The organism is Bacillus sp. FSL K6-1006 (assembly GCF_038593175.1).
Taxonomy (GTDB): Bacteria; Bacillota; Bacilli; order Bacillales; family Bacillaceae; genus Bacillus; species Bacillus safensis.
In genome coordinates this window covers 1,504,272-1,516,589 of record NZ_CP151970.1, presented here as the reverse complement: position 1 = coordinate 1,516,589, position 12,318 = coordinate 1,504,272, and the positions used below count along the sequence as shown (strand labels likewise).

Genomic DNA, 12,318 nt, shown 5'->3' with positions numbered 1-12,318 from the left:
ACAAATAAAAAGCCCCTTCTGCAAAGGGCAGAGAGGGGCGTTCATTTGTGCATACGCGTGCACAAATTGATCCGTTATCCTTCTCAGCCTCTCTGGACTGTTTTAAAGAATCTCAATTTCTTTGTTTATTATTTCAGAAAAAGCACGGCCTGTCAATCGTTATTTCTTAATGAATCGATAAAAGCCTGCATATCAGCTGGAATTGGTGCTGTAAACTCGATATATTCTCCTGTTCTAGGATGATCAAATCCTAAAACACCTGCATGCAGCAGCTGTCCATTAAAATCGACTGTTTTTCTCGGCCCATATTTCGGATCTCCTGCAAGAGGGTAGCCGATATATTTCATATGAACACGAATTTGGTGTGTTCTTCCTGTTTCAAGACGGCATTCGACAACCGTGAAGTCTTTAAAGCGTTCAATCACATCAAAGTGAGTAACGGCTTGTTTTGCATTTTCTTTTGTGACCGTCATGCTTTGACGGTCTTTTTTGTCTCTGCCAATTGGTGCATCAATTGTGCCTGTATCATGCTGGATAATACCGTGGACAACAGCCGTATACTTTCTTGTAACAGTTTTAGCCACCAGCTGATTGACGAGTGACTCATGTGCCATATCGTTTTTCGCGACCATTAACAGCCCAGACGTATCTTTATCAATTCGGTGGACAATTCCAGGACGCATCACACCGTTAATCCCTGATAAGTCTTTGCAATGTGCCATCAGTCCATTTACAAGTGTTCCTGACACATGACCCGGCGCTGGATGAACGACCATTCCTCGTGGTTTATTTACGACTAACACATCTGCATCCTCATAATAAATATCAAGATCCATTGGTTCTGCTTCTACATCTAGCGCTTCCGGATCTGGAATCTCCACTTTGATTTGATCCCCAGCTTGTACTTTGTAATTGGCCTTTACTTGTTTCCCGTTTACTTCGATCAGCCCATCTTTTACCCATTGCTGGACTTGGGTTCTTGACCATTCTGGTTCTGTCGTGCTTAGAAATTTATCTAGCCGTTCACTCGTTTGTTCTTCTGAAACGGCAATATTTACTTGATTCATGTAGTTGACTCCTTATTTTTCTTTCCATCTAACAGCATTTGAATGAAGAGCAGAATAACCCCTACACAAAGAGAAGAATCTGCAATATTAAAGATTGGGTAGTGATAATCCCCAAATACGAAATGAGCAAAATCAACCACTTCCTGACGGAAAATACGGTCAATAAAGTTGCCGATCGCTCCGCCAAGCATTAAGGCCAGCGCTACTCCCAGCAGCTTGTCCTTTTGTCCATGTTTTTGTAAGTAATAAACAATTCCCGCAATAACAACGAGTGTGATCACATAGAAAAACCACATTTGCCCTTGGAGAATTCCCCATGCGGCTCCTGAATTTCGGTGAGACGTGATATAAAAGAATCCATCAATGACTGGAACAGAATCACCGAGCATCATATTTTTGACAATGAGCCATTTTGTTAATTGGTCTAAACAAATGATAACGAATGCGATTATGTAATAGAACACACACGTTCCTCCATCTTCATACTTTGATCTTTAAGCATTTTATCAAGAAAACAGGAAGGAGTAAAGAAACTTTAGTTGACAGACAAAAACCTCCCTACATGTGGAAGGCTTCAAAATGAGAATCATTCGATTCGTAAGGATAAGGAGTGAATGCTTTTTTCTCGTATTGCTTATGATATAAAAAGTCGTCAGCCGTGCGGGCGGTAGGAAGAATGCTCATTTGTTCAAGCGGAATTACATCTCCTGTTGCCTCACATATGCCATAGGTTCCTTGTTCAATTTTTGCAATAGCGAGAGACACATCTTGTAGCTCTTCTTTGATGTGATAAAGAAGCGTGGTCGTTTTGACCTCATTCAATGTGACATGCTCAGCGGGTGAACGAAATGATGCGTATTCAAACAGTTTAGATTGCAGCTCTTCTTTCATTTGAAGGAGTTCCGTGTAAATCGTCTCTAGATCGCCATTCATGTCGCTATTTCAACTCCTGCCCTGTCGTGATAATCATATTGTTGCCCCGACTGGTCACTTTAAAGCCATAAGATTTTTCCTTTCGTTCTAAACGCTGTCATTTTCTCATAAAAGAAAACGCCCCGCATATGACGGGGCGCCAGCTTGTGATATCGCACTGTTAATTCTGGTAATATTTCTCCACGATTTCAGCATTTTTCAGCGACAATGTTGGGTATTTCGGATTTGCCCCAACGTCTTTTGAAATAATGCGGGAACGCTCGCACAGTTCTCCTTCTGCTTTTTGAACCACAATTCGTCCTGATGTATATTCAGGCGCTGATGTATCTGCATGCTGCTCATCTTCTACCGTTAATTCAGAGATGATAAAGAGCTGCTTCACATCTTCTTTAATGGATGCAAGAAGGTTTTTCACTTCATCCGTCGCATAAAGCGTCACACTTGCTTCAAGTGAACGTCCGATGACTTTCTCGTTACGCGCAATCTCCAGCGCTTTTAGCACATCGTCACGTACTTCCATAAAGCGGTCAAACTTCGTTTCTGTCGCTTCAGCTTGAGGTACTAGCACACCTTCTGGCATATCTGTTAACTGAACACTTGGCTCTTCAACAAAGCTTAAGTGGCTCCATAATTCATCTGCTGTATGCGGAAGAATTGGTGCAGTCAGCTTCACTAATGCCATTAATGTTTCGTAGAAGACCGTCTGCATGCTGCGGCGGTCTGGATGATCGGCATGCTCAATGTAGACGACATCCTTTGCAAAATCGAGATAGAAAGAGCTGAGCTCAATCGTACAGAAATTGTGAATCGCATGATAGACGACCGCAAATTCGTAATCATCATAAGCTTTTTTCACTTTATCAATCAATTTGTTTAATTTGATCATGATGTATTGATCCACTTCGCGAAGCTCTTCTACTGGCACGGCATTAACTGCTGGGTCAAAGTCAAATAAGTTTCCATGCAGGAAGCGGAAGGTGTTACGGATCTTACGATAGACTTCTGCTACTTGTTTCAAAATATCATCAGACACTGGATGATCGGCTTGATAGTTGACAGAAGATACCCAAAGTCTAAGAATTTCTGCACCAAGCTGCTTCGCGACCTTCGTTGGATCAATCGTATTGCCTAATGATTTACTCATCTTACGTCCTTCTTTATCAAGCGTAAAGCCGTGGCTTAGGACCCCTTTATATGGTGCTTTTCCAGTAACAGCAACTGCTGTTGATAAAGAGGAGTTAAACCAGCCGCGATATTGATCAGAGCCTTCAAGATAAAGATCTGCCGGACGGACTAGGTCATCCCTTTCTTCTAAAACAGCTTGGTGAGAAGACCCGGAATCAAACCATACATCCATGATGTCCTGCTCTTTTGTGAATTCACCATTCGGGCTGCCTGGATGTGTAAAGCCTTCTGGCAATAGCTCTTTTGCTTCTTTTTCAAACCAAATATTCGAGCCATGCTCTCTAAATAATTGAGATACATGCTGAATGGTTTCGTCCGTGATGATCGGCTCACCATTTTCCGCATAAAAGACTGGAATTGGAACGCCCCATACACGCTGTCTTGAAATACACCAGTCACCTCTGTCACGCACCATATTGAACAGGCGTGTTTCTCCCCATGCTGGAACCCATTTCGTTTCTTTAATATTGTCTAATAACGCTTCTCTAAAATCTTTAATGGATGCAAACCACTGAGCTGTCGCACGATAAATCGTTGGTTTTTTCGTTCTCCAGTCATGCGGGTAGGAGTGCGTGATAAAGTCGAGCTTTTTCAGCGCACCTTTTGCTTCAAGCTGTTCTGTGATGGCTTTATTGGCATCCTCGTAGAATAGTCCTTCAAAACCAGGCGCCTCATCTGTCATCACACCTTTTTCATCTACTGGACAGAGCACATCAAGACCGTATTTCATACCGACAATAAAGTCATCTTCCCCGTGGCCTGGTGCTGTGTGAACACAGCCAGTTCCCGCATCAGTTGTCACGTGGTCGCCAAGCATCACAAGGGAATCTCTACCATAAATCGGATGCTCTGCAACGACGTTATCTAATTCTTTTCCTTTTAATGTTTTCACGACTTCATACTCTTCAAAGCCAAGCGTTTTTGCCACTTGTTCAACGAGCTCAGATGCGACAACATATCGCTCAGCACCTACTTGAAGAACACTGTACTCTAAGTTTGGATGAACACAAATGCCAAGGTTTGCAGGAAGCGTCCAAGGTGTTGTTGTCCAGATAATGAATTGTTCGCCGTTTTCAAGAACGCCTTTGCCATCTTTTACTTTAAACGAAACGTAAATCGATGGTGAACGTTTGTCTTTATATTCAATTTCCGCTTCAGCGAGGGCTGATTCACTTGAAGGAGACCAGTTAACAGGCTTTAATCCTTTATAGATATAGCCTCTCTTCGCCATTTCACCAAAGACAAGAATTTGCTGCGCTTCGTATTCAGGCTTTAATGTGACATATGGATTGTCCCAGTCTGCTCTGACGCCTAATCGCTTAAACTGGCTGCGCTGACCTTCAATTTGCTTCCAAGCATACTCCTCGCATAGTTTGCGGAATTCTGCTGTAGACATTTCTTTGCGTTTGACTTTTTTATTTTTAGTGAGAGCTGTTTCAATTGGCAACCCGTGTGTATCCCAGCCCGGTACGTACGGTGCATGGTACCCGTTCATTGATTTAAAACGGACGATAAAATCTTTTAAGATTTTATTGAGTGCGTGCCCCATATGAATGTCACCATTCGCATATGGAGGTCCATCATGCAAAATAAACGTCGGGCGTCCTTTAGTCCGCTCTAAAACCATTTGATAGATGTCTTTCTCTGCCCATTCCTCTTGGATTTCAGGCTCTTTGTTCGGCAAGTTCCCTCTCATCGGGAATTCTGTTTTCGGCATTAATAAGGTGTCTTTGTAGTTCATACCCATTCCTCCACATGCAAATTCTGATTAAAAAACAATAAAAAAAGCCCTCTCATCCCATAAGGGACGAGAAGGCTTGTCTCGCGGTACCACCCTTTTAGACAAGCGATATGAAAGAGCCGCTTATCCACTCAAAAATCGTAACGTGATCAGACGCCTTTTCTTACTGGTTTTTTCAGAAAAGGAACTAAAGGGGTGATCTCATTGCAGCGTCTCGTAATGTCAGGCTTCCACCATCCCTGATTCGCTTTATTACGCATGTGACAGCTGCGAGTGTCCCTTTCAAACGTTTATCTCTTGTTAATTTATGATGGTATTATATGCAACATGAGCACGTCATGTCAAGATGATGCGCTTATTCTTTTTCGTCAAAGACAGCGTCTACTTCATATTCCAGTAAATGATCCCAATCGTCATTTTTCAGAAGATCAAGCTGCGCTTCGATGAGCATTTGGAAGCGAGTTCTAAAGACCTTCGACTGTTTCTTCAGCTCTTCGATTTCCATTGCAATCTTTCTTGATTTTGACAGCGCTTCGTTGATAATACGGTCTGCATTTTTCTCTGCTTCACGAATAATCAATTTTGCTTCTTTATCAGAATGACGCTTTACGTCTTCCGCTGCTTCCTGCGCCACAAGAATCGATTTGTTTAATGTCTCTTCAATTGTTGCAAAATGACCTAGTCTTTCGTCAAGCTCGTTTACTTTGTCTTCAAGCTCGTTCTTTTTACGAAGTACGATCTCGTAGTCTTTACGTACTTGGCTTAAAAACTCGTTTACTTCGTCTTCGTCATAGCCGCGAAAGCTTTTTGTGAACGTTTTATTATGAATATCATTAGGTGTTAATGGCAACCTCGCCACCTCCAGATTCAAGTTCGTTATGTCAGAAGCTCAAATGTTACTTTGAATTTATCTTTTTTGGTCTTCCCATCAATCGTTTTGAGGCTAAAGCGGCCAAATCCCCGAACAGAGAGCTGATCGCCTTCACCGATTGTAAAGGAAGGGTCCTCAGTGACTTTCCAATTGACTTTGACAAGCCCATTTTTAACTAAAAGCTGTGCTTTTTGCCGAGACTGACGGCTGACAGCAGCGCATACAGCATCCAGCCGAAGTGAAGAAATGGTATCTTCTTTGATATCAGTCTTCGTGATCACTGGCTTTATTTCTGCCTGCGTGATTTCCTCTAATGAAACGGCTGCTCTGCCGACATGTGTCAGCTGCGCCCGCACAAAATCGGCGACATCACTTGTACAAATAAATTGCACATCTTCCTCTGAAAATAATAGATCTCCGAATTTTTGACGCTTCAAGCCTGTCCCAATCAATGAGCCGAGAAGCTTCGGGTGTTCTAAGGAAATAAACTTTTTCGCATAGTTCACCTGAAAATATGACAGCTCAACATCTTGAATAGAAGGTTCTAAATAATCAGGATAAATGAGAGCTCTTTTGCGCTCCGCTCCCTCATACCCGCCAAAAAACATGATCCCAAGTTCTTCGCCATGCTGGATGACGGATTCAGTAATAAATTGCTCACGCGGATCAAGAAAATCTGTTAATTTCATTCGATATTGGTCGAGTGCGATTTTTTTCCAGCCTAACACTTGGTCAACAAATGGCTGTTCGTCTTTTCTAAAATGCTGATAGATATCGCTCATTTTGTTCCCCTCTTATGTAAAAGAGCCTGGCAGTGCCAAGCCCGGCAGCCTGTTTACATGAAGCGCACAATCATATTGTAAAGACCAGTTAGTCCATATGATGATGCAAAACGAATCACAAGCAATGCCACAATCGGCGAGATGTCAATCATGCCGATTGGCGGAATAATTTTACGAAATGGTTCTAAATACGGTTCGCAAATATTTGTCAGAAAACGGCCAAACACAGTTTCTCTTGCAGATGGCACCCATGACATAAAGATGTAAATAATAATCGCGAATGAGTAAATCGTTAATACCGTTCCTAAAATATTAAAAATGAAATTTAGAATCACTATGATTTACCACCTCTGAGGTTCTTCCTCTGTCAATAGCTCTGATATTGTACCAGATACATCTACATTATCAGGTGTGCAGAGGAATATATTCGAGCCAATACGCTGGATGTCTCCACCGATTGCATAAACGGTTCCGCTTAAGAAGTCAATGATTCGCTTTGCTTGATCATGCTGAATGCGCTGCAAATTCACGACGACTGCACGTCTGTTTTTAATATGGTCTGCAATCTCCTGCGCTTCTGCATAAACACGCGGCTCACTTAACACCACTTTAGAGGATTTTTGCACGCTTTGCAAGCTGACAACATTTTGTTTTCCTGTCTGCGGACGATCTTGAAATGCTGCTTTGTCCTTCGTTCCTTTTTCTTCATGAACGGGTTCTCTTTCTTCATCAATATATTCGTACTCATACTCTTCATCGTCGAGAGTGAAAAAGCTTTTAAACTTATTTTTTATGCTCATGTCACGCACCTCCTGTTTCATTTCCAACAAGTGAAGAGCCAATCCGAACGAATGTCGCACCTTCTTCAATTGCGATTTCAAAATCATTTGACATGCCCATCGATAAATGCTGACAAGGTGCATTTACTTGGTTAAGATGTTTTACTTCTTCTCGAAGGTTTTTTAATGTTTTAAAACAGTTTCGAATCACAGTGTGATCATCTGTAAATGGAGCCATCGTCATCAGTCCAGCAATTTCAATCTGTTTGAAATCAGCGAGCTGCTTCACAAACGGAATGACGTCTTCACTTTTCAAGCCGTGTTTTGACTCCTCAAGTGACGTGTTCACTTGTACAAAACAGCGAACTGTGTGATCCGCTCTTTTTTCAATTTCATTCGCAAGAGACATCCTGTCGAGCGAATGTAAGTAGTCAATTGTCTGAATGACAGATTTCACTTTACGTGTTTGTAAACTGCCGATGAAGTGCCAGCTAATGTTTTCATCGGTTATGGCCGCCTGCTTTTCAAGTAACCCTTGGTCACGATTTTCACCAAAATGCATAATTCCTGCTTCTTTGGCTTCTTGTGCTCGTTCAATTGAAACATACTTTGTCACAGCAACGACCGATACATCTGCTGGATGTCTACCGGCTCTTTTACATGCTTCGTTTATTTGTTCATTTATTTGTCTGAGATTCTCTCGTACATTCAATTGCACTTATGCCTCCTTAAACCCGACAAAAGACATCATACGTCCTGTTTTGCCTTGATCACGCCGGTGTGAGAAGAATAGCTGATCATTGCAGCTTGTGCACATCGAACTGACATGTATGTTTTCTTCTTTTATTCCTGCATGAAGCAATACGTTTTTGTTTAATGTTTTCAAATCAATTTTATATTGTCCTTGTGAAATCTCGGAATACACATCCTCTGTTGAAAAAGGAAGCTGTTTCACTTGATCCATGACTGCGTCATCGACTATGTAGCAGCAGCTGCCAATGGATGGTCCAATGACGACTTGAATATGATCGGCCTTGGCACCTTCTTGGCGGACCCATTCATCAACCATCTTTGCACCAATTTGCTTGACGGTTCCTTTCCAGCCGGCATGAGCCGTTCCAATTAATCCGTTTTGCGGAGCTAGAAAATAAAGCGGAACACAATCAGCGAAACAAAGAGCGAGCATCATGTTCGTCTCAGAGGTATATAAACCGTCTGTACCAGGCAGTGCCTCATGATAATGAAGACTTCCTCTTCCTCTTTGCTCCTTGGTGACTTTCAGGATGCGATCCTCGTGTGTTTGGTCTGCAAACACCCAATCAGAGAGCGGCACAGCAGCAGCATCTGCTATGACTTGACGATTCATTTGAACACTAGAAGCATCATCTCCTACATGGAGTCCAGTGTTCAATGATTGATATGGAGGTAGGCTGAAGCCGCCATTTTTTGTCGTAAATCCGGCCAATACCTCTTTTCCAGAACATGTCATGTTCGTCCAATCATGAATGGTCATTGCATATGGTGATTTCTGCTGAAAGGGGTCATATTTGTGTGTCAAAGCTGCCTCCCACCTTTCATTCATCTCTCTTTATATCGCTCCTATTTTACCACAAGACATGCATAGACAGTTAGTGGGATTCATTAAATATTACACTCAAATGTGCCCTTTCTGCAGGTTTTTTTTCAAATTGATATGAAAACGTAATCTTTTTACCCGAAAAAGACATTGTTTGCTGAGAATGGAGAGTTTGTTTTAAGGAAAAATTGAATGATTCATTGAGGAGTTATATGAATTAAGAAGACAATCGGACAAGTATCACATCTTCGCCAATTTTTACTATATTTCGCCAAGGGACGATCATTTCCTCTTCTTTTCCGAAAAATCCCATCATTTTCCCTGTGCCGCCAATAATAATCGCTTGTATTTTGCCGCTTGTCACATTAATATCAATGTCCCCAATGGTGCCTAGTTTTTTTCCGCTGGATACATCGACGACATCCTTGATTTGGAATTCAGAAATACTGATCATCTGTCCTTCCCCGCCTTTCGTTTTCTACTATAATATGTATGATGGAAAAGCAGGGACGCAGACCAATAGTTTCTTTTATCTACAATTTACTTAAATGCGGACGGCCATTTCTCCACATGACATCTACCGGACATTCAAAAAAAGAAGAAAGCAAGCCGCTTGTCATCATTTCTTTTGTTTCTCCTTGATCAAAAACAGATCCATCTTTTAATAATAAGGTGTGCTGAAAAACAGGCAGAATCTCCTCTGCATGATGGGTCGTATAGAGCAAAGTAGGCGCATCAGGCTTTGCTGCAATAAATGAGATGGTCTCCAGCACTTGCTCTCTTGCTAAAAAATCAAGACCCGTCACAGGTTCATCTAAAATCAAAAGCTGCGGATCATTCATTAAAGCCCTCGCAATCAAGACTTTTTGCTTCTCTCCCTGTGAGAGGGTTTCATATGTTCTGTTGGCATATTTGAATGAACCAAATGCTTTTAATAGATCAATGGCTTTCTCTCTCATTTCATCTGTCGGGGTTTCATAAAGCCCGATAGAAGCAAATGCGCCGCTAAGTACAATTTCAAAAGCATTGTCGTCTCTATGCAATTTCTTTTCAAGTCCCGCTGAGATGAGACCAATTTTCCTCCTGAGCTTTTCACCAAGAGCTTCCTTGCCAAAGACATGTCCCAGCACTGTCATCTCGCCTGATGTGGGGAAATAATAGGAGCAGAGCATATTTAATAAAGCGGTTTTTCCCGCACCATTTAAACCGTAAAGCACCCAGTGTTCCTGCTTGTTCACCTGCCAGTCAATAGACTGCAGCAGCCATTTCCCATTTCTTTTTAATGAAACATTCTTCAATTCAAGTGACACCATAACTTCCTCCTGATTAAAAATTCTGAATATACAAATAATGAATGTTTACAGCATATCGTAAATGCTCTTTCTGGTAAACCTCATATAAAAAAGCTGCTCCTAATTAGGAACAGCTTTTTTTACATGGTTACGAAATTTCAATTCGTACGCCTTCTTTTATATCAGGAAACGTGTGCGGGGATGCAAAAACAGCACCTGGTAATACATCATCAAACGGTTCTTGGAAGTAGATCGAAATATGGCCGAGCTCTTTAAAGTTCTCATTTGCTTTATTGCCGAGGGCTGTGATCGTGTACGTTTGATCGCCCACTTGAATGGTTCCGCCTAGCTTTAGCGGCTCTTCTTCTAGATGCTCGAACTCATGAATGACAGACATATCTCTTAATTCCTGCGGCGCTGCGGGTCCAAATAAAACAATCAGCTTATCTTCTTTAAATTGAGGGACTAAGATCCCAATTTCTTTTACGACAGATTGTGTTACCATGTATCTCGATTCCTCCTTTAATACTTAATACATACCGAAGCTGGCAACGTATGCGATCACAACAGATAGAACCCCTGTAATAAGACGGCTATACAAAACAGCTGGTACCCCATATTGTACCGTTTCCGGCTTCGCTTCACCAAGTGACAGCCCCACTGGAATAAAATCACACCCTACTTGGCCGTTGATGGCAAATAGTGCAGGAAGTGCAAATTGAGGCGGAATGTTTCCTAGTGCAATTTGACTACCAATCAGAACACCGATGACTTGGGCAATGACTGCTCCAGGTCCTAAGACAGGTGATAGGAACGGCAGTGTACAGACCACAACGAGCAGTAAGAGCCCCCAAAGAGATCCTGCCAAAGGTGATAGAAAATGGGCAATCAGGTCACCGATTTTTGTATAATTGATAATTCCAATTAACATACTGACAAATGCCATGAAAGGAATAATGTTTTTCAAAAGCATATCAACAGAATCACGGCCGGCCTGGTAGAACGTACCGGTGACTTTCCCGATTCCGCGTGAGAATCTCATCAGGAAATTGCCTTTTTCCTGCCGCTCAATATTTTCCTCTTTCAGCTTTGCATACGTTTCTTTGAAATTCTCTTTGTCAATCGACTCACTGTTTTCCTGACCTTCTGCTTTCGCCTCACCATCAGATGCTTCTGCATAGGAAATATCTTTTTCTGTTACGCCTGATACGAAGATATCTTCTGTAATATGTTTAGCAAGCGGCCCAGAAGGAGAGGATGCCAAAACGTCTACAGTAGGAATGCGTTTCATTGGATAAAGTCCGATTCGCGCTGTTCCACCGCAGTCAATGACAACACACATCATTTCATCTTCTGGTATAGAGTTTTTAAAGCCGTCACATGCTTCTGTCCCTGTCATTTCTGCAATTTTACGTGCAACCGGGTGAATGCCTCCCCCTGTAATGGAAACAACCTTTCTTCTTTTACCAGTTGGTTCAAGCTCTAAGCCTTCTCCCCATCCGCCAGCACCTTTTGCAACAAATACTTTGTGGTTTGTCATGTCTAACCCTCCCCTATTGTGAATTCGCTTTCATTTTTCCTGCTAAATATTTTGTAATCCATTCAGTAATGATTCCGCGTAGTAAAATGACGACGATCCCGACTAAGAAGTAACGAACAGCAAGCTCTGACATTGAATATCCAGCTTCTTTAATCCCGTTCGCAATTCCTAAGTAGACAAATAGTTCTCCTGCGTTGGCATACGGGAACAGTGATGTCACCGGATGAACAAATGAAACAGCTGAATCATAGAATGCTGGTTTTTGTTTTTCAGGTAAGAAGCGGCCAAACGTATAAGCCATTGGGTTTGTCAAAATAAGAACAGATAAGATCGGCATTAACGTGTAGCGCAAAATGGTATATTTCGCTGCAAACTGAATGGCTCTATTCACTCGCTCTTCTCCAATAAATTTCATGACAGCATAAGTGAAAGTAAGTAACACAACAAGCGTTGGAACGATACCTGTAATTAGACCCATGAACTGCTTTCCGCCGGCTTCAAACATTCCGATAAAGTGCTCTCCAAACCATTGAATCCATTCCATGTTTCATC

15 protein-coding genes are annotated in these 12,318 nt (G+C 41.9%); all 15 read right to left on the bottom strand.

The genetic code is table 11. From position 1 onward, the window contains the following. Positions 1–152: 152 nt before the first annotated feature. The 15 genes from NSS65_RS07820 to NSS65_RS07750 all read right to left on the bottom strand — a co-directional run bounded on the left by NSS65_RS07820 (position 153) and on the right by NSS65_RS07750 (position 12,310). Positions 153–1,067 (bottom strand): RluA family pseudouridine synthase, encoded by a 915-nt coding sequence (locus NSS65_RS07820; protein WP_024426940.1) that lies wholly within the window; start codon positions 1,065–1,067, stop codon positions 153–155. Further along, on the bottom strand, positions 1,064–1,531 hold the full coding sequence (gene lspA / locus NSS65_RS07815; protein WP_024424236.1) for a signal peptidase II: 468 nt from the start codon (positions 1,529–1,531) through the stop codon (positions 1,064–1,066). Before lspA ends, NSS65_RS07820 begins: the two co-directional genes overlap by 4 nt. Before the next feature lie 94 nt (positions 1,532–1,625). Further along, on the bottom strand, positions 1,626–2,000 hold the full coding sequence (locus tag NSS65_RS07810) for a hypothetical protein (protein WP_024424237.1): 375 nt from the start codon (positions 1,998–2,000) through the stop codon (positions 1,626–1,628). A 160-nt stretch (positions 2,001–2,160) separates the two neighbouring features. Next, positions 2,161–4,926 (bottom strand): isoleucine--tRNA ligase, encoded by a 2,766-nt coding sequence (gene ileS / locus NSS65_RS07805; RefSeq protein WP_046310879.1) that lies wholly within the window; start codon positions 4,924–4,926, stop codon positions 2,161–2,163. A 355-nt stretch (positions 4,927–5,281) separates the two neighbouring features. Beyond that, on the bottom strand, positions 5,282–5,776 hold the full coding sequence (locus NSS65_RS07800) for a DivIVA domain-containing protein (RefSeq protein ID WP_008344947.1): 495 nt from the start codon (positions 5,774–5,776) through the stop codon (positions 5,282–5,284). Positions 5,777–5,802: 26 nt separating this feature from the next. Further along, positions 5,803–6,579, bottom strand: a complete 777-nt coding sequence (locus tag NSS65_RS07795; RefSeq protein ID WP_024424239.1) for an RNA-binding protein — start codon at positions 6,577–6,579, stop codon at positions 5,803–5,805. A 53-nt stretch (positions 6,580–6,632) separates the two neighbouring features. After that, positions 6,633–6,914, bottom strand: a complete 282-nt coding sequence (locus NSS65_RS07790) for a YggT family protein (RefSeq protein ID WP_024424240.1) — start codon at positions 6,912–6,914, stop codon at positions 6,633–6,635. 6 nt (positions 6,915–6,920) lie between these two features. Beyond that, positions 6,921–7,379, bottom strand: coding sequence for a cell division protein SepF (sepF, locus tag NSS65_RS07785; protein ID WP_065214329.1), 459 nt, complete (start codon positions 7,377–7,379; stop codon positions 6,921–6,923). Between the two features lies 1 nt (position 7,380). Beyond that, entirely contained in the window at positions 7,381–8,070 is a 690-nt protein-coding gene (locus tag NSS65_RS07780; protein WP_041118124.1) for a YggS family pyridoxal phosphate-dependent enzyme, read from the bottom strand. Positions 8,071–8,076: 6 nt separating this feature from the next. After that, a complete protein-coding gene (pgeF, locus tag NSS65_RS07775; protein ID WP_024426938.1) occupies positions 8,077–8,916 on the bottom strand; it encodes a peptidoglycan editing factor PgeF in 840 nt (279 codons plus the stop codon). Between the two features lie 235 nt (positions 8,917–9,151). Continuing rightward, a complete protein-coding gene (locus NSS65_RS07770; protein WP_008344958.1) occupies positions 9,152–9,388 on the bottom strand; it encodes a YlmC/YmxH family sporulation protein in 237 nt (78 codons plus the stop codon). 79 nt (positions 9,389–9,467) lie between these two features. After that, positions 9,468–10,244 carry an ABC transporter ATP-binding protein gene (locus tag NSS65_RS07765; RefSeq protein ID WP_041118122.1) on the bottom strand — a complete coding sequence of 259 codons (777 nt, stop codon included), beginning with the start codon at positions 10,242–10,244 and terminating at the stop codon, positions 9,468–9,470. A gap of 130 nt (positions 10,245–10,374) precedes the next feature. Further along, a complete protein-coding gene (locus NSS65_RS07760) occupies positions 10,375–10,731 on the bottom strand; it encodes a PTS glucitol/sorbitol transporter subunit IIA (RefSeq protein ID WP_111927335.1) in 357 nt (118 codons plus the stop codon). Between the two features lie 24 nt (positions 10,732–10,755). Next, positions 10,756–11,766: a PTS glucitol/sorbitol transporter subunit IIB gene (locus NSS65_RS07755; protein WP_024426936.1), complete on the bottom strand. Its 1,011-nt coding sequence runs from the start codon at positions 11,764–11,766 to the stop codon at positions 10,756–10,758. Between the two features lie 13 nt (positions 11,767–11,779). Continuing rightward, positions 11,780–12,310 (bottom strand): PTS glucitol/sorbitol transporter subunit IIC, encoded by a 531-nt coding sequence (locus tag NSS65_RS07750; protein WP_024424246.1) that lies wholly within the window; start codon positions 12,308–12,310, stop codon positions 11,780–11,782. Positions 12,311–12,318 lie beyond the last annotated feature (8 nt).